The organism is Micromonospora sp. CA-248089, from assembly GCF_050948515.1.
Classification (GTDB): domain Bacteria; phylum Actinomycetota; class Actinomycetes; order Mycobacteriales; family Micromonosporaceae; genus Micromonospora.
The window spans coordinates 328,736-344,747 of sequence record NZ_CP192016.1 but is presented as its reverse complement, the minus strand read 5'-3'; the positions used below and the strand labels follow the sequence as shown (position 1 = coordinate 344,747).

Annotated in this window: 18 protein-coding genes; 9 read left to right on the top strand and 9 right to left on the bottom strand. The window is 74.1% G+C overall.

Going from position 1 to position 16,012, the window contains the following annotated elements:
* Positions 1-97: 97 nt before the first annotated feature.
* From ACQP26_RS01735 to ACQP26_RS01725, 3 genes are all read left to right on the top strand, one after another.
* Complete coding sequence (locus ACQP26_RS01735; RefSeq protein WP_433494756.1) at positions 98-1,750, top strand: NlpC/P60 family protein; 1,653 nt, start codon at positions 98-100, stop codon at positions 1,748-1,750.
* Between the two features lie 109 nt (positions 1,751-1,859).
* Positions 1,860-3,578, top strand: a complete 1,719-nt coding sequence (locus tag ACQP26_RS01730; RefSeq protein ID WP_269702888.1) for a hypothetical protein — start codon at positions 1,860-1,862, stop codon at positions 3,576-3,578.
* 188 nt (positions 3,579-3,766) lie between these two features.
* Positions 3,767-5,728 carry a DEAD/DEAH box helicase gene (locus ACQP26_RS01725; protein WP_269702890.1) on the top strand — a complete coding sequence of 654 codons (1,962 nt, stop codon included), beginning with the start codon at positions 3,767-3,769 and terminating at the stop codon, positions 5,726-5,728.
* A gap of 76 nt (positions 5,729-5,804) precedes the next feature.
* On the opposite strand, the gene ACQP26_RS01720 is transcribed toward ACQP26_RS01725, so the two are convergent.
* Positions 5,805-6,026 (bottom strand): hypothetical protein, encoded by a 222-nt coding sequence (locus tag ACQP26_RS01720; protein WP_269702891.1) that lies wholly within the window; start codon positions 6,024-6,026, stop codon positions 5,805-5,807.
* Positions 6,019-6,270: a flavin reductase gene (locus tag ACQP26_RS01715; RefSeq protein WP_269702893.1), complete on the bottom strand. Its 252-nt coding sequence runs from the start codon at positions 6,268-6,270 to the stop codon at positions 6,019-6,021. The genes ACQP26_RS01720 and ACQP26_RS01715 overlap by 8 nt, the downstream gene beginning before the upstream one ends.
* Before the next feature lie 186 nt (positions 6,271-6,456).
* On the opposite strand from ACQP26_RS01715, the gene ACQP26_RS01710 reads away from it, so the two are divergent.
* The 3 genes from ACQP26_RS01710 to ACQP26_RS01700 all read left to right on the top strand — a co-directional run bounded on the left by ACQP26_RS01710 (position 6,457) and on the right by ACQP26_RS01700 (position 7,614).
* Positions 6,457-6,672, top strand: a complete 216-nt coding sequence (locus ACQP26_RS01710) for a helix-turn-helix transcriptional regulator (RefSeq protein WP_036311366.1) — start codon at positions 6,457-6,459, stop codon at positions 6,670-6,672.
* A gap of 16 nt (positions 6,673-6,688) precedes the next feature.
* Positions 6,689-6,919, top strand: a complete 231-nt coding sequence (locus tag ACQP26_RS01705) for a helix-turn-helix transcriptional regulator (protein ID WP_433494755.1) — start codon at positions 6,689-6,691, stop codon at positions 6,917-6,919.
* Between the two features lie 74 nt (positions 6,920-6,993).
* The gene (locus ACQP26_RS01700; RefSeq protein WP_433494754.1) at positions 6,994-7,614 is read left to right on the top strand and encodes a putative glycolipid-binding domain-containing protein; all 621 of its coding nucleotides are present in this window, start codon (positions 6,994-6,996) and stop codon (positions 7,612-7,614) included.
* Between the two features lie 9 nt (positions 7,615-7,623).
* Here the strand turns inward: ACQP26_RS01700 and ACQP26_RS01695 are convergent, their stop codons facing one another.
* Genes ACQP26_RS01695 through ACQP26_RS01685 form a run of 3 tightly spaced genes read right to left on the bottom strand, consistent with a single transcriptional unit; the run spans position 7,624 to position 10,071 of the window.
* Positions 7,624-8,718 (bottom strand): PLP-dependent cysteine synthase family protein, encoded by a 1,095-nt coding sequence (locus ACQP26_RS01695; RefSeq protein WP_433494753.1) that lies wholly within the window; start codon positions 8,716-8,718, stop codon positions 7,624-7,626.
* A gap of 22 nt (positions 8,719-8,740) precedes the next feature.
* Positions 8,741-9,571 carry an SDR family NAD(P)-dependent oxidoreductase gene (locus tag ACQP26_RS01690; RefSeq protein ID WP_433494752.1) on the bottom strand — a complete coding sequence of 277 codons (831 nt, stop codon included), beginning with the start codon at positions 9,569-9,571 and terminating at the stop codon, positions 8,741-8,743.
* Between the two features lie 41 nt (positions 9,572-9,612).
* Entirely contained in the window at positions 9,613-10,071 is a 459-nt protein-coding gene (locus tag ACQP26_RS01685) for an Lrp/AsnC family transcriptional regulator (protein WP_030500728.1), read from the bottom strand.
* A gap of 257 nt (positions 10,072-10,328) precedes the next feature.
* On the opposite strand from ACQP26_RS01685, the gene ACQP26_RS01680 reads away from it, so the two are divergent.
* Positions 10,329-10,595 carry a BldC family transcriptional regulator gene (locus ACQP26_RS01680; RefSeq protein ID WP_013473529.1) on the top strand — a complete coding sequence of 89 codons (267 nt, stop codon included), beginning with the start codon at positions 10,329-10,331 and terminating at the stop codon, positions 10,593-10,595.
* A 57-nt stretch (positions 10,596-10,652) separates the two neighbouring features.
* Here ACQP26_RS01680 and ACQP26_RS01675 read toward each other — a convergent pair whose 3' ends face one another.
* Positions 10,653-11,297 carry a UbiX family flavin prenyltransferase gene (locus ACQP26_RS01675; protein WP_281579278.1) on the bottom strand — a complete coding sequence of 215 codons (645 nt, stop codon included), beginning with the start codon at positions 11,295-11,297 and terminating at the stop codon, positions 10,653-10,655.
* A gap of 144 nt (positions 11,298-11,441) precedes the next feature.
* Here ACQP26_RS01675 and ACQP26_RS01670 point away from each other — a divergent pair, with 144 nt between their 5' ends.
* Positions 11,442-12,407 (top strand): terpene synthase family protein, encoded by a 966-nt coding sequence (locus ACQP26_RS01670; RefSeq protein WP_281579279.1) that lies wholly within the window; start codon positions 11,442-11,444, stop codon positions 12,405-12,407.
* 51 nt (positions 12,408-12,458) lie between these two features.
* Here the strand turns inward: ACQP26_RS01670 and mqnP are convergent, their stop codons facing one another.
* The 3 genes from mqnP to ACQP26_RS01655 all read right to left on the bottom strand — a co-directional run bounded on the left by mqnP (position 12,459) and on the right by ACQP26_RS01655 (position 15,466).
* On the bottom strand, positions 12,459-13,361 hold the full coding sequence (mqnP, locus tag ACQP26_RS01665) for a menaquinone biosynthesis prenyltransferase MqnP (RefSeq protein WP_433494751.1): 903 nt from the start codon (positions 13,359-13,361) through the stop codon (positions 12,459-12,461).
* Positions 13,361-14,818 (bottom strand): menaquinone biosynthesis decarboxylase, encoded by a 1,458-nt coding sequence (locus tag ACQP26_RS01660; protein WP_269702900.1) that lies wholly within the window; start codon positions 14,816-14,818, stop codon positions 13,361-13,363. The genes mqnP and ACQP26_RS01660 overlap by 1 nt, the downstream gene beginning before the upstream one ends.
* A gap of 93 nt (positions 14,819-14,911) precedes the next feature.
* A complete protein-coding gene (locus ACQP26_RS01655; protein ID WP_433494750.1) occupies positions 14,912-15,466 on the bottom strand; it encodes a carboxymuconolactone decarboxylase family protein in 555 nt (184 codons plus the stop codon).
* Between the two features lie 63 nt (positions 15,467-15,529).
* Here ACQP26_RS01655 and ACQP26_RS01650 point away from each other — a divergent pair, with 63 nt between their 5' ends.
* Entirely contained in the window at positions 15,530-16,000 is a 471-nt protein-coding gene (locus ACQP26_RS01650; RefSeq protein WP_433494749.1) for a MarR family winged helix-turn-helix transcriptional regulator, read from the top strand.
* Positions 16,001-16,012: the final 12 nt, after the last annotated feature.

Genomic DNA, 16,012 nt, shown 5'->3' with positions numbered 1-16,012 from the left:
GAGGTAAGACAGGGTGGGGCGGAACACACACCAGGGCCGTCCTGTCCCGACACGCCCCAACCACGCGTGACGGACCCCAGACCGGACGGGGAGCGGTATGGCTCACAGCACCAAGGCCCGACGGCGACGAGGACGGCAGCCGGTGATCTCACCGATCCTGCGCCCGGCGCTCTGGTCCGCCCTGCTGGGGGCGGTAGCGGCCGCGGCGCTCGCCACACCCGCCTGGGCCGACCCGCTGCCCGACGTGGTGCCCGACACCGGTTCCCGGCCCCAGGTCACCGGCCCCCTGCAGCTCCCCGGCGCGTCCGGCTCCGGCCGCGGCGCACCCGGCACCGTTCCCGGCGTACCGGGCACCGTCCCCGGCCTGCCCGGCACCGTCCCCGGTCTGCCCGGTGTCACCGTCCCGGGTCTGCCCGGCGCGGGTGCCACCACCGGCGTGACCAACCCGGCCGACGGCCCGCTGATCGCGCAGATCAACCAGCTCGACGTCCGGGTCACCCAGCTCGGCGAGGCGCTGCTCCGGATCAAGACCGAGCGGGACGCCGCACAGACCGAGCTGACCCAGTCCGCCGCCCGCCTCAAGGAGGCCCAGGACGCGCTCGCCCGCGCCCAGGACAACGCCAAGAGCGCCGCCGCCGACGCCGTGAAGGCCGACGCGGCGCTGCCGCCCGGCGAGTTCGGCGCCAGCCTGCGCGACTTCGCCAACCTCCAGCGCATCACCCGCGGCGACAAGGCCGCGGGCGCCACCACGTCGGTCACCGGCGAACTCCTCCGCGCCACCAGCGCCGAGCAGGTCGCCCGGGAGGCACACGAGTCGGCCCGGCGCCGGGCCACCGAGAAGGGCGCGGAGTACACCCGCGCCGAGGCCGACCTGCGCAAGCATGAGGCCGCGCTCGTCGCGCTGCGCAAGGAGAACGCGGCGAAGCTGCTGGAGATCGAGCGGCTGGCGGACGCCGCCGAGCAGCAGCTCGGCACCTCGTACGTGGTCGACCAGAGCATCGACGGCCTGGTGGCGGACCCGCGGGCGCTCGCCGCCGTGCGGTACGCCCTCGCCCAGCTCGGCGACCCCTACCTGTGGGCCGCGGAGGGCCCGGACCGGTTCGACTGCTCCGGCCTGATGCTCGCCTCCTACCAGGCGGCCGGCTACCGGGGCCTGCCCCGCGTCGCCAAGGACCAGTACTTCGCCACCCGTTCCCGCACCGTCTCGCCGAACGCTCTGCTCCCCGGTGACCTGCTGTTCTTCGCCTCGGGCAGCAGCTGGACCAGCGTCCACCACGTCGCCATGTACATCGGCAACGGCAAGATGGTCGAGGCGCCGCGGACCGGTGACGTCGTCAAGATCTCGGTGGTCCGCTGGTCGCGGCTCTACGCGGCGACCCGGGTGATCGGTGCGGTACCCGCCCCGGCCACTCCCGCCCCGCCGCCCACGCTGCCGGCCACGCCGAAGCCGTCGACCACCCCCAAGCCGACGCCCACCACGCCTAAGCCGTCGACCACGCCCAAGCCGACACCGACGACGCCGAAGCCCACCACGCCGACGCCGGATCCGACGACGTCCAGCCCGGCGCCCAGCTCGCCGCCGCCCAGCGAGTCGGCGGAGCCGGAGCCGAGCCAGAGCGCGAGCGCCGAGCCGGACACCAGCAGCGCCGCGCCGAGCAGCAGCAGCGTCGCCCCGAGCACCAGCAGCGCCGCCCCGTCGAGCAGCACGTCCGGCAGCGGCTCCGCCAGCCCGAGCAGCAGCGCCGACTGACCCAACCGCCACTCCGGCTGTGCTCCCGGGCTGGAATATGGCACGGTGAGATCCAGGCACTTCCGGTCGACGCCACGGCCGGAGGCGAGCGTGGGTGCGGAGGGGCGAGATGGGCGAGCAGGACGTTCCGGCGGAGAAGGTCCACCCGGGACCGACGCCCGACCCCGCCGACCCGGCCGGCGACGACGACCGCGGTTCGGCCCCGGCGGTAGCCGTGGCGCGGGCACGGGTGTCGGTCGCCGGCGCGGCCGTGCCGCCGCCCTCCGGTGACGAGCAGCCGCTTCCGCAGGCCGGCCCCACGACGTACCGGGCGGGCACCCCGGCGGACACCCCACCGCCGCTGGATCGGCGCCTCCCCGGCGCCACCGTGCCACCGTCCAGTTGGTCCGCCTTCGCTGTGGCCGAACGCCAGGCGCCGCCCCAGCCCGCCACCGTGCCGCCCGCCTCGGCCGGCACGGCAGCCACGCCCGCCGCCGAGGTGAAGCCGGACGGCGACGCCTTCCCGGGTACGCCCGGCAGTGCTCCGGCGGCCATCCCGGCACCCCGCGTCTCCGGTTCCGCACGCGTGCCCGCATCCACTCCGCCCGCCGCCCCGGACGCCGCGGTCGTGGACGCCGCCGCACCGGCCGTCACCGCGCCGGACCGCGACACCGCACCGGCCCGGCAGGCGGACGCGGCCGACGGGACGGCCTCGGAGCCGGACGACGGCTCCCCGGCCGGGACCGCCGATTCGCTTCCGCGCGAGCCTGCCGACTCCCCGCCGGAAGCGGCACCGGTCTCCACCACCGACCGCCCCGCCGCGCTCGCCAGCGGTACCGGAGCGGCATCCGCCCGGGCCAGCGCGTCGGTGCCCGGCCTGAGCCGCGTCTCGGCCGAGGAGGTCGCCGCCTCCGTGGTGGCCGCTCCGCCCGCCGCCGCCACCGTCTACCGGGCCGGGCCGGTGAACCCGGAACCGCCGGAGCCGGTCCAGCCGCCGGAGCCGGCGCAGCCTCCGGCGCCGAACGGCCCGGAGCCCGAGCCGGCACCCACGCCGGTGCCCGGTCCGACGCCGCCGTCGCCCGCGCCGCCGGTACCCGAACCGGAGCCTCCGCTGCGGCCCACGCCGCCGCTGCCCGCGCCGCCCGCGCCGCCGACGCCGACGCCCGGACCGGTGCCGCCGATCCCCGGCCCACCCGTCCCGCCGCCGGGTCCGCCCGTACCCCCGCCGCCGCCCCCGCCGGGCCCGATGCCCGCGCCGCCGTTCCCGCCGCCACCGGCGATGACCGGCGGGGCGGACCCGCTGCCCGCGCCGCTGTTCCCGGCCCCGTCGGCCGCCCCGGCGTTCCCGCCCGCGCGGGCCGCCGTCCCGAGCCCGCCGGCCGCGCCACCGCCGCCGGCCCCGCTCGTCGCACCGCCGGTCGGCGCCACGCCGCCGTCGTGGGCCGCCGCGCCCGTGTCGGACCCGCCTTCGCCGGTGGTGCCGGCCCCGGCGCTGCCGACCTGGCCGCCGCCGGCCACGCCCGCCCGCGACGCCGACACGACCCGTCCGGTACGTCCGCAGCCCGCCGGCCCGGATCTCGCCACCGCCGCGTACGGCGGAACCGACGGGCCCGGTTTCGCCACCGTGTCGTTCCCGCAGGGCAACCCGCTGGAGAACTCCGGATCGCTGACCGGGCACATCCTGGCCCAGGGCTGGTCCGAGGAGAGCCCGGCGGCCCGGGGTGGCAACACCAAGGTGATCATCGTGCTGGCCGTCGCGCTGACCATGTTGATCGCGATCAGTCTGCTCGTGGTCTTCCTGGCCAACGATGCGTTGAGCGGGCTGACCGGGGCGATGCCGACCGAGTGACGGGGTGAGCCCGCCCACTACGATCTCGCGTCGCCGTGGCGGAGCGGGCTTTGCGCCGTACACTTGTCTCTGATCACTGACCTGGCGCGCCCGATGCGCGCGCCCATGGGCGATCTTGCGGGCGATTCGGCGGCGTGACAGGCCGCGGCGGGCCATCGCGAAGATGCGCCCCGCTCGAGAGGTATTTCTTGACCACCTTCGCTGAATCCAGCATGTCCCCGTCCGTCGACCCGACGCCCGAGACCGTCGACTTCGCCTCGCTCGGCCTGCCCCGGCAGCTCGTCGAGGCGCTCGCCCGGCAGGGCATCACCACCCCGTTCGAAATCCAGCGGGCCACCCTGCCCGACTCGCTCGCGGGCCGCGACGTGCTCGGCCGGGGCCAGACCGGCTCGGGCAAGACGCTCGCCTTCGGCCTGCCGGTGATCGCCCGGCTCGCCGACCGCAACCGGGCCCGGCCGCTGCACCCGCGCGCCCTGGTCCTGGTCCCCACCCGGGAACTGGCCATGCAGGTCAACGACGCGCTCGTGCCGCTCGGCAAGGCGGCGGGCGTGTTCCTGAAGACCGCCGTCGGCGGCGTGCCGTACGACAGGCAGATCGACGCGCTGCGGCGCGGCGTGGAGATCGTCGTGGCCACCCCCGGGCGGCTGGGCGACCTGATCGAGCGCGGCGTGTGCCGCCTCGACGACGTCGAGATCACCGTGCTGGACGAGGCCGACCAGATGGCCGACATGGGCTTCCTGCCCGAGGTCACCCAGCTGCTGTCGAAGACCCCGGCGGACGCGCAGCGGCTGCTGTTCTCGGCCACTCTGGACAACGACGTCGACACGCTCGTCAAGCGGTTCATGACCGACCCGGTCACCCACTCGACCGCACCGGCCACCGCCGCCGTGTCCACCATGGATCACCACATGCTGCTGATCCCGCCGCACGACAAGTTCGCTGTCGCCGCGTCCATCGCCGCCCGTGAGGGCCGCACCATGCTGTTCGCCCGTACGCAGCTCGGCGTGGACCGGCTCGTCGAGCAGCTCGCGGCCGTCGGCGTACGCGCCGGTGGGCTGCACGGCGGCAAGACGCAGCGCATGCGTACCAAGACGCTCGCCGAGTTCCGCGAGGGCCGCACGCCCGTGCTGGTCGCGACCGACGTGGCGGCCCGCGGCATCCACGTCGACGGCGTCTCGCTGGTGCTGCACGTGGACCCGCCGAAGGACCCGAAGGACTACCTGCACCGGGCCGGCCGTACGGCCCGCGCCGGCGAGTCGGGCGCGGTGGCGACACTCGTGCTGCCCAAGCAGCGCCGCACCACGCTGGCCATGATGGAGAAGGCGGGCGTCGAGCCGGCCGAGACCCGGGTCCGGGCGGGCGACGAGGCGCTGGCCGAGCTGACCGGCGCGCGTGAGCCCAGCGGCGTACCGGTGCGGGACGAGCCGGAGCCGCGACGTGGTGGCGGCTCGCGCCGCTTCGGCGACCGCGACGGCCGGGGCTTCGACCGTGGCGGGCGCGGCTACTCCGACCGGGGCGAGCGCCGGTTCGGCGACCGTGACGGTCGTGGCGAGCGCCGCTTCGGTGACCGGCCCACGGGCGAACGCCGCTTCGGCGACCGGCCTGCGGGCGAGCGGTCCGGGGACCGGTTCGCGGATCGCGGCGGTGACCGCCGATTCGGCGACCGGCCGGCCGGCGAGCGCTACTCGGGCGAGCGGTCCGGCGGCGAGCGCCGCTTCGACCGGCCCGAGCGTCGCGACGACCGGAGCTACGGTGACCGGAGCTACGGTGACCGGAGCTACGGCGACCGGCGGCCCGACGACCGGCGCTTCGGCGAGCAGCGGTCCGACGACCGCGGCCAGCGCTTCGGCGGCCAGCGCGGCGACGACCGGCGCTTCGGCGACCGGGCCGACCGGCCGTACGGCGACCGGCAGCGGCCGGCGGCCGGACGCGGGTACGACCGCGACGAGCGGCGGTACGACGACCGGCCGGGCGGCTCGCGCGGCTTCGGTGACCGGCGCCAGGACGACCGCCCGCAGGCCGAGCGGCGTTTCGGTGACCGGGGCGACGCACGGCCGGCCGAGCGCCGGAGCGGCGGTTTCCGGGCCGAGGGGCGGGGCCGGGACGACAGGCGCGGCTTCGGCGGGCGCCCGCCGGCACGTACCCACTGATCTGAGCGCACCCACCGCCGCCGCCGAGCACCCGCTCGGCGGCGGCGGTGCGTCTGGGGTGATGTCGGCTCCCGGTCTAGCTGCGCGGTGTGAGGACGGGATACCGCCGAGTCGGCTCATTCCACAGCGACAGGCGATGACGAGGCTGCCAGTCGGGCGGCGGCGTCGGGATGGTCTTGTCGATGGTCTGCCGCAGGCTGCGGCGAGCGGATCGGCCCCACGACCAGGCGACCCAGCAGCCGAACGCCTGGGCGATGACGGCGGCCAGCAGCAGGCCGGTGCCGATCGGGTCAGACATTGCGCACCGACCGCAGCCAGCCCAGGAACCGGATGTGCATCTCGGCGGGATCCGGCGGCTCGGAGTAGAGCCGGGTCAGGTCATGGGTTGCCTGCCGCATCAGGGCGGCCAGATCGACGGCGAGGTGACGCCGGTCGTGCTCGTAGTCAGCGACCAACTCGACCTTGGCGTTCTCGCACGGCCAGTTGAGCAGGTCTGCCGTACAGACCCAGAGGGGTTTCAGCGGAGCGTGGCGCTGGGTCACTCGGGGCCTCCTGCACGGGTCGGCTTCCAGGTGGCACCCCCGTCCGCCGCGAACTCGCCACCGGGCGGGGGGCCTGATCCATCAGATCGCTCACTTGCTCCCCTGTCAACATTGACGGGTCCACGTAGGTGCGATTATTTGTTCGCGTCGCCATAGGCGGGCAAGCCCGCTCCTACCTTCGACGTCGTGACCAAGGAGACGGGACCGGGTGAACTCGTCGCGGCCGGTGAGATCTTGAAGATGCTCGGCGTGGGCAGGTCGAGATTCCGCGAGATCCGGCGGCATCCCGCATTCCCCGCGCCGTATCAAGAGCTGTCCGTCGGCGCGGTCTGGCTGAAGCGGGACGTGGAGCGGTACATCCGGGAGCACCGGCCGCCCCGGCCGGCGGACGACGACGAGTAGCCCCGACGAGGCCTCTGTGGCCACCCTCAAGCGAGAGCCCCGGCCGCCACGCCTGTACGGGCCCGGCGAGCTGGCCGCCCTGTTCGGCGTATCGCGTCAGCGGGTTCTCCAGATCACCCGCCGCCCCGGGTTTCCCGAGCCGCTCGCCCGACTGATCGGCATGAACGTCTGGGACGCTGATGAGGTCGACGAGTGGGCCCGCCACAACCGGCCGCCCCGCCTCACCGAGGGCGACGAGCAGGGGTAGTCGGTCGCCCCCGGCTCGCGGCGGCGTTCGCGCATCCGCTGCCGTCGACGGCCGGGTCGCGTAACGTCCGGACCATGCCGAAGTCGCTCTTCTGGGCCCGGACCGACACCGCCGGCTCCGAGCACGTCGTGCTCGGCGACGGTCCGGGGCTGACCGCGCAGGGTGCGGCGCTCGCCGTGGATCCGATCCCGTACACGTGCCGGTACCGGCTGGAGGTCGGGCCGGACTGGTCGACGAACCGGCTTGAGGTCGAGTCCGAGGGCGCGGGCTGGTCGCGGAGCGTACGCCTGGAGCGGGGCCGGGACGGGTGGCGCGTGCGTACCGGCGAGGAGGGCGACCTGGACGCGGCGCTGAGCGCAGCCGGGCACCCACCGGCGGGCCTACCTGGTACCGACGACCCGGGCCGGCTGGCCGAGGCGCTCGACGTGGACCTGGGCGGCTCGCCGCTGACCAACACGCTGCCGATCCGCCGGATCGGGCTGGGGCGGCTGCCCGCCGACCTGGCGACGGCCGTGAACGTGGCCTGGGTGCTGCTGCCCGGCCTGGCCGTGGTGCCCACCGAGCAGGTCTACACCTCGCTGGGCCCGGGCCGGGTCCGGTACGCGAGCGGCACGTTCACCGCCGACCTGGAGGTCGACCCGGACGGCTTCGTGGTGCGTTACCCGGGGCTGGCCGAGCGGGTCGATCCGCGCTGACCGCCCGGTTCAGGCCGCCGGCCAGGTGCCGTCGGTCAGGAACCGGTCGATGGTGGCGAGGTGCGGGGCGAGGTCGAGGCCCTGCGCGGCCACCCACTCGTCCGAGTAGTAGGTGTCGGCGTACCGGTCGCCCGGGTCGCAGATCAGCGTGACCACCGAGCCGGTACGCCCGGCCGCGCGCATCTGCGCGATCAGCCCGAACGCGCCCCACAGGTTGGTGCCGGTGGAGCCGCCCACACGGCGGCCGAGCACCGCCGAGCCGGCCCGCATCGCGGCCAGCGACGCGGCGTCCGGCACCTGCACCATCCGGTCCACCACGCTGGGCAGGAAGGACGCCTCGACGGTGGGCCGCCCGATGCCCTCGATCCGGGAGCCGCGGTCGGTGCGTACCGACCAGTCACCGGCCTGCCAGGCGGGGTAGAACGCGGAGTTCTCCGGGTCCACCACGCAGAGCTTGGTGGGCAGCCGGCGATACCGGGCGTACCGGCCGATGGTGGCGCTGGTGCCGCCGGTGCCGGCGCCGACCACGATCCAGGCGGGCACCGGGTGCCGTTCCAGCGCGAGCTGGGCGTAGATCGACTCGGCGATGTTGTTGTTGCCCCGCCAGTCGGTGGCCCGCTCGGCGTAGGTGAACTGGTCCATGAAGCGGCCGCCGCTGTCCTCGGCGAGCCAGCGCGCCTCCACCACGACCTTGGACGGGTCGTCCACCAGGTGGCAGCGCCCGCCCTGGAACTCGATCTGGGCGATCTTCTCCGGCGACGTGGAGGCGGGCATGACCGCGATGAACGGCAGCCCGAGCATCCGGGCGAAGTACGCCTCGGAGACCGCCGTCGAGCCGGACGACGCCTCGACGATCGTGGTGTCCGGGCCGATCCAGCCGTTGCAGAGGCCGTAGAGGAACAGCGACCGGGCGAGCCGGTGCTTCAGCGAGCCGGTGGGGTGCACCGACTCGTCCTTGAGGTAGAGGTCGATCCCCCACTGGCGGGGCAGCGGGAACGGCAGCAGGTGGGTGTCGGCGGAGCGGTTGGCGTCGGCCTCGACAGTGGCGATCGCCTCGGTCACCCAGCGCCGGCTGGCCTCGTCGCACCTGTCGAAGTGAGTCACGTCGGCAACGTTACAAGCGAGGTCAGCTCGGGTTTCCTCGGACCCGGCGGGCCTGCCGCCGCTGACCGGCCCGCCCGGTGGCCCGGATCACCGGCGTGAGGGCCAGGGCGAGCCGGGGGAATGCGTCCAGGAGCCGTACCTGGCCGCCGCGCCAGCGCGGCAGGCTGACCACCGGCCGGGGCCGCCGGGCCAGCCGGACGGCCCGCGCGGCCACCCGCTCCGGCGTGAGCAGCGCGCCGGTGAAGGACGCCAACGCGCCCGGGTCGTCCAGCTTGTCGTGCAGCATCGGCGTCCAGATGCCGTCCGGGCACAGGCACGACACGTGTACGCCCCGGACGCCGGCCATCCGCAGGTCACTCAGGGTGCCGAGGCTGAACGCGAGCAGGGCGTGCTTGCTGGCCGCGTACACCGTCTCGCCGGGCGCGGCGATCAGCCCGGCCAGCGAGACGACGTTGAGCACGTGGCCGCGGCCCTGCTCGCGCATCACCGCGACGGCGGCGAGCGTGCCGTTCATCGCGCCGAGCGCGTTCACCTCGACCACCGCGCGGCGGGTCCGGGCGTCGTGCGCCCAGGACGGGCCGGTGGCCAGGATGCCCGCGTTGTTCACCCAGAGCCCGAGGCCGCCGGGTGCGGCCGCCGCCTCGGCGGCGACGTCCGCGCAGGCGGCTTCGTCGCGTACGTCGAGCGGGCGGGACCAGCCACCCAGCGGCGCGGCGGCGGCCGACGCGGCCCCGGCGTCGACGTCGGTGAGCAGCACGTTCCAGCCGTCGGCGTGCAGCGCGGCGGCGATGGCCCGGCCCAGCCCGCCGGCCGCTCCGGTGACCACTGCGGCACCACGTCCCGAGGTCGTCATCGGCGCACGGTAACCGCAACGCCGCCGCGGGGCCAGAGGCGTCAGGCGGTGGGCGGTTCCAGCGGCTGCGGGCGGTTCTCCCACTTGGTCGACAGGGCGATGCTGGTACGGGTGGACGCCACGCCCGCCGTCCGGTTCAGCCGGACGATCAACTGCTCCAGCTCGGCGATCGTGCCGACCCGCGCCTTGAGCAGGAAGGACTCGACGCCGGCCATGAAGTAGCAGGACTCGATCTCGGGGATGCGGCGGAACGCCTCCAGCACGTCGTCGGTGTCCGCGTCGGAGTCCTCGATGATGCCGATGAGTGCGGTGACCCCGAGCCCGATCGACTCCGGCTCGACCTCGGCCCGGTACGCCCGGATCACGCCGCTGGACTCCAGCTTGCCGACCCGCTCGTGCACGGCCGGGGCGGAGAGGCCGACCTGACGGGCCAGCTCGGCGTACGACAGACGGGCGTTGCCCCGCAACAGCTCCACGAGGCTCAGGTCGATCGTGTCCACGGAGAGTGACCCTATCCGTTCGGCGACCACGGAATGCGGTCGGTACCCGTGGACCGGCCCTTCACAAACGTACGATCACGGGGGTTCTCCGCCGGTACCATTTCCTATCCTTCCCAGTGTGTGCGTTTTTCGCGTTTGGCGGACACGTCCGGTAGCCGGTGCTGTAATTGCCATACGTCCCTCATGACGGCTCTGGGCTCGCACCGGCCGGGGGCAGTGTGTTCAGCCGGGGGCTTCGTCGACGCGAGGAGGGGGCTGTGGACACTGGAGATCGCCTGCTGACACCGGGTGAGGTCGCTGCGCTGTTTCGGGTTGACCCGAAGACCGTGACCAGATGGGCAGCGGCCGGCCGGATCGGCAGTATCCGGACTCCAGGAGGGCACCGCCGGTTTCGGGAATCCGAGGTGCGGGCCCTGCTCGAGGGGGAGGGCATGCTGGACGAGGCGGAGGACATGGGCAAGGCCCGCAACATGGGCCCGACCGCTTCCACCGGCCCCGGACCGGCGAACGCCGGCATGTACTGAACGTGCGGGGCGCGGTCCGGTCGAGGGCCGCGCCCCCGCACGTCGGCCACGGGTCCGTCAGGCCGGATCCGCCTCCCGGCGACCGGCCGCCAGCTCACCGGACCATCGCCGGAACAGCGTGTGCTCGACGCCCAGCGCGTCGAGCACCTTTCCGGCCACGAAGTCCACGAGCTGCCCGGCGGACGCCGACGCGCCGGCGCCGTAGAAGCCCGGACTGGCCGGCAGCACCACCGCACCGGCGTCGTGCAGCGCGATGAGATGTTCCAGGTGACTGCGGGTCACCGGCGTCTCCCGGGGCACCACGACGACCGGCCGGCGCTCCTTGAGGTTCACCTCGGCGGCGCGCTGGAGCAGGTCCTTCGACAGCCCGATGGCGATGCCCGCGCACGCGGCGGTGCTCGCCGGCACCACCGCCATGCCGCGTACCGGGTAGGAGCCGCTGCTCGGGCCGGCGGCCAGGTCACCGGCCGGCCAGTGCCGGATGTCCGCGCCGGTGAGGTCGCGGTCGAGCCAGGCGGCCAGGTCCTCGGCCCAGTGCGCGTCCCGGAACGGCCGGCCGGTCTCGTCCAGCACGGTGAGCCGGGCCGCCCGGGAGACGATCAGGTCCACCGCCTGGCCGGCGTCGAGCAGGCCCCGGACGACAGCCGCCGCGTACGGCGTCCCGGACGCGCCGGAGACACCCACCACCCATGGTTCGCGCATGCCCTCCAGCGTGCCTGGTCGGCGCGGGCGGCGGGCGACGACCCCCGTTCGGTCGGCCCGCCCGGGATGTCCAGACGGTTCACGGAACGTCCCGCGGCATGAAATTCTTCGATCGGCGATCCCACTTTCACGGAGGGGCCGGTGATGACGGCGGCGGTGCTGCGGGCGCTCCGCTCCGGCTGCCCCATTCCGCCCCGCCTCTCCCCGTACGCCGACGACGTGCAGGGCTGGCTGGTGGAACACATCGACCGGCTCGGCCTGCCGGCTGACCCGGCCACCCGGCGACGGCTGGCGGCGGCCGGTTTCGCCCGGTACGCGGGCCGCCTCTACCCGGACGCCACCGAGCCCGACCTGCGGGTGCTGACCGCGCTGTTCACCTGGTTCTTCCTCGTCGACGACGCCTGCGACGGGCGGGACGGGCTGACGCCGCCGCAGATCCGCGCGTTGCGCGACGGCGCGCTCGCCCTGCTGCGCGAGGGCCCGCGCGCCCGCCACCCGGGCTTCTCCGGCCCGCTGCGCCGCCTCCTCGTGCAGGCGTGGCGGGAGCCGCGCCGCCGGATGCCGGCCCGCTGGCGGCTGCGCTTCGCCGACGCGGTCGCCGACCACCTCGACGGCGTCCACCGGGAGGCCACCGCCACCGGGTCCGGCCGTCCACCGGGCGTCGCCGAGTACGTGCGGCTGCGCCGGGCCACGTCGGCGGCCTACGTGTCGTACCCGCTGATCGAGTTCGCGTCCGGGCGTCCGCTGCCCGACGCGGTCTACCACCATCCGGCGCTGCGGCGGCTCGCCGGCCTCGCCAACGACCTGCTCTCCTGGTTCAACGACATCGCCTCGCTGGAGCGCGACCGGGCCACCGGCGGCGGGCACAACCTGGTGCTCGCGACGGCCGCCGAGCGGGGCGTGCCGGTGCCGGCGGCGGTCGACCTGGTGGCCGCGCACTGGCGTGCCGAGATGGACCGGTTCGCGGCGCTCCGGGCGGCGGCGCCGTCGTTCGGGCCCACACTCGACGACGCCGTCGCCATCCACCTCGACGGGCTGGCCGCCGCCGTGCGCGGCACCGTCGACTGGACGCTGGAGAGCGCCCGCTACCCGGTCGCCGCGGCGTCCTGACCGGGGTGCGGCCCGGCGTCCTGACCGTCACCGGCGCCCCGGCGTCCCTGCTCAGGGCCGCAGGCCGAGCCGGACCACCAGGTCGAGCAGTGCGAGGACGAACAACGCGATGCCGACGAAGCCGTTCGCGGTGAAGAACGCCCGGTTGACCTTGCTCAGGTCGGTGGGGCTGACCACCATGTGCTGATAGGCGAAGGCGACGGCGGTGAGCGCCAGCCCGATCCACCACAGCCAGCCGAAGCCGACCCAGGCGCCGAACCAGATGAACAGCGCGAACGTCACCACGTGCGCGACGGTGGAGGCGTGCAGCGCGAAGCGCCGGCCGTACCGGGCGGGGACGCTGTGCACCCCGATCTCCCGGTCGATCTCCGAGTCCTGGCAGGCGTAGATCAGGTCGAAGCCGCCGATCCACAGGCCGACGGCGGCACCGAGCAGCCAGGCCGGGCCGGAGCCGTCGAGCGTGCCGGTGACCGCCAGCCAGGCGCCGACCGGGCCGACCGCCTGGGCCACCGCGAGGATGGCGTGCGGCCAGTTGGTGAACCGCTTGCCGTACGGGTAGGCCACCAGCGGCACCACGGCGAGCGGCGCGAGCACCAGGCAGAGCGGGTTGAGCAGGGCGGCGGCGGCCAGGAACACCACGAGCGCGACCGCCGCGCCGGTCCAGGCCGTCCGCACGCTCACCGCGCCGGTGACCAGTTCCCGGTTCGCGGTACGCGGGTTCCGCGCGTCGATCCGCCGGTCCAGGATCCGGTTCGCGGCCATGGCGAACGTCCGCGCGCCGACCATCGCCACGGTGATCAGCAGCAGGTCCAGCCAGCGCACCCGGCCGCCGTTGAGCTGCATCGCGGTCAGCGCCGACAGGTACGCGAACGGCAGCGCGAAGACCGAGTGCTCGATGGCGACGAGCTTGAGGAAGGACGAGACCCGGCCGGGACGTTCCTGCACCGCCGTCATCAGATTCCGTATTCCTTCCAGCGCTTGTCGACGAGCGAGACCACCTCGGGCGACATGCGCATCTCCTCCGGCCAGCCCCGGGTGTAGCCCTCCTCGGGCAGCTTGCGGGTCGCGTCGATGCCCGCCTTGCCGCCCCAGAACTGCTGGTACGAGGCGTGGTCGAGGTGGTCCACCGGGCCCTCGGTGAGCAGCAGGTCGCGGGCGTAGTCGACGTTGCCGAAGGCGCGGAACGCGACCTCGTTGTAGTCGTGCACGTCGCAGTCCTCGTCGACGATCACGATCAGCTTGGTCAGCGACATCATGTGCGCGCCCCAGATCGCGTTCATGACCTTCTGCGCGTGCTTCGGGTAGCGCTTGCGGATCGACACGATCGCGCAGTTGTGGAAGACACCGGCGGCGGGCAGGTCGTAGTCGACGATGTCCGGGATCAGGAAACGCAGCAGCGGCGCGAAGATCCGCTCGGTGGCCTTGCCGAGGCCGTGGTCCTCCTGCGGCGGCTGGGACGTGACGATCGAGTGGTAGACCGGGTCGCGCTGCATGGTCATGCACTCGATGTGCATCACCGGGAACGGCTCGACCGGCGTGTAGAAGCCGGTGTGGTCGCCGAACGGCCCCTCGGGCAGGCGCTCGCCCGGCTCGATGTAGCCCTCCAGCACGATCTGCGCGTGCGCCGGCACCTGCAGCGGGACGGTCAGGCAGTCGACCATCTCGACCCGCTCACCGGCGAGGAACCCGGCGAACAGGTACTCGTCGATGTCGGCCGGCAGCGGCGCGCTGGCCGAGTACGCCACCACCGGGTCCGCGCCGATCGCGATCGCCACCGGCAGCCGCTGGCCGAGCCGCTCGGCGACCGCGTGGTGCGCGGTCGAGTTCTTGTGGATCTGCCAGTGCATGCCGATGGTGTTGTGGCTGTGCTGCTGGAGCCGGTAGAGCCCGAGGTTGCGCTTGCCGGTCTCCGGGTGCTTGGTGTGGGTCAGCCCGAAGTTGTGGAAGATCCCGCCGTCACCGGGCCACACCTGCAACCCGGGCAGCCGGTTCAGGTCGACGTCGTCGCCCCGGTAGACCACCTGCTGGCAGGGGGCGGTCTTCACCTTCTTCGGCGGCATCGACTTGAGCTGCATGACCTTGCCCAGGCCGCCCATCATCCCGGAGAAGCCCTGCGGCAGTTCCGGCTTGAGCATGTCGCCGATCCGCTCGCCGATCTCGTCGAGGTTCTCCACCCCGAGCGCCATCGCCATCCGCTTCTCGGTGCCGAACAGGTTGATCGCCACCGGCATCTCACCCCGGGTGGGGCGCTCGAACAGCAGCGCGGGTCCGCCGGCCCGGACGGTACGGGTGACGATCTCGCTGATCTCCAGCGTGGGGTCGACCGGCGCGCTCACCCGCCGCAGCTCGCCCGCACGCTCCAGCGCCGCGAGGAAGTCCTTCAGATCGGTGTACGGGAAGCGAGCCGCCATACCGCCATCCTCCCGTACCCTCCTGCGGAGGTAAGGACGGGCCCCCTTTTAACGCCTCCGGTAGAGGAGGGGCCCCTTCTTAACACCCGCAGCTCAGGCGGCGGGCGTCCAGGCGTACGCGGCCAGGGGCTCGTCGAGCGGGGCCTCGGTGAGCCGGTTGGCGAAGGTGGAGATCGTGTACGTGCCGACGCCGAGCACCACGTCCAGCGCGTGCCGGCGCTGCCATCCGGCGGCCAGCAGCGCGTCCAGGTCGGCGTCGGGGACCGCGCCCCGGTGGTCGAGGACGGCGACGGTGAACCGGCGCAGCACCTCCAGCCGGGGATCGGGCAGCGAAGCACCGGTCCGCAGCGCCTCGATCAGCTCCGGCGCGGCGCCGTGCCGGAGCAGCGTCGCGGTGTGCATGGCCACGCAGAGGTGGCAGCCGTTGCGGGTGGCGACGGTGAGCACGACCACCTCCCGGGCGACCGGATCCAGGTCGGTGGCCTCGAACGCGGCGTTGGCGGCGAGGAAGCCCTTGAGCAGCTCGGGGGAGCCGGCCATCAGCCCGACGGCGGCGGGCAGGTGGCCCAGCGTGCGGCGTACTCCGGCCATGACCGGGCGGGCGGCGGCGGGTGCGGTGTCCGGCTCGTACGCGGTGAAGCGGGACATGGCTGTGCCCCTCTCGTAAGGTAGTCAACGTGGTTGACGAAATAGTAAACGTGGTTGTCGAACATGGCAACGCCTGACCGCCCCGGCTTCGCGCTGCCGCTGCTCCTGCTCGCCGGTTTCCGTACGCTCGTCGACGACCTGCACGCCGAACTGGCCCGCCAGGGGCACCCCGACCTGCGCCCGGCCCACGGGTTCGTCCTCCAGGCCGTCGGCCCGGACGGCACCACCGCCTCCGACCTCGGGCAACGGCTCGGCGTCTCGAAGCAGGCCGCCGGCAAGACGGTGGACCGGCTGGTCGCGCTCGGGTACCTGGAACGCGTGGACGACCCCGCCGACGCCCGCCGCAAGCTGGTCCGGATGACCGCGAAGGGCCGCGACGGACTGCACCGGTCGGCGGTGGTCTTCGACGAGCTACGCGACCGCTGGGCGACCACGCTCGGCGCGGACCGCGTCGCCGCCATCGAGGACGACCTGCGCCGGGTGGTCCCCGCCGACGTGTTCCGCCTCGACGTCCCCGGCTGGTTCGGCGGATGAATTCGTCACTGA

Coding starts and splice junctions, on each gene's coding strand:
- ACQP26_RS01735 (WP_433494756.1), top strand. CDS start 98: ATGGCTCACAGCACCAAGGCCCGACGGCGACGAGGACGGCAGCCGGTG.
- ACQP26_RS01730 (WP_269702888.1), top strand. CDS start 1,860: ATGGGCGAGCAGGACGTTCCGGCGGAGAAGGTCCACCCGGGACCGACG.
- ACQP26_RS01720 (WP_269702891.1), bottom strand. CDS start 6,026: ATGTCTGACCCGATCGGCACCGGCCTGCTGCTGGCCGCCGTCATCGCC.
- ACQP26_RS01700 (WP_433494754.1), top strand. CDS start 6,994: ATGCCGAAGTCGCTCTTCTGGGCCCGGACCGACACCGCCGGCTCCGAG.
- ACQP26_RS01690 (WP_433494752.1), bottom strand. CDS start 9,571: ATGACGACCTCGGGACGTGGTGCCGCAGTGGTCACCGGAGCGGCCGGC.
- ACQP26_RS01675 (WP_281579278.1), bottom strand. CDS start 11,297: ATGCGCGAACCATGGGTGGTGGGTGTCTCCGGCGCGTCCGGGACGCCG.
- ACQP26_RS01670 (WP_281579279.1), top strand. CDS start 11,442: ATGACGGCGGCGGTGCTGCGGGCGCTCCGCTCCGGCTGCCCCATTCCG.
- mqnP (WP_433494751.1), bottom strand. CDS start 13,361: ATGACGGCGGTGCAGGAACGTCCCGGCCGGGTCTCGTCCTTCCTCAAG.
- ACQP26_RS01660 (WP_269702900.1), bottom strand. CDS start 14,818: ATGGCGGCTCGCTTCCCGTACACCGATCTGAAGGACTTCCTCGCGGCG.
- ACQP26_RS01655 (WP_433494750.1), bottom strand. CDS start 15,466: ATGTCCCGCTTCACCGCGTACGAGCCGGACACCGCACCCGCCGCCGCC.
- ACQP26_RS01650 (WP_433494749.1), top strand. CDS start 15,530: ATGGCAACGCCTGACCGCCCCGGCTTCGCGCTGCCGCTGCTCCTGCTC.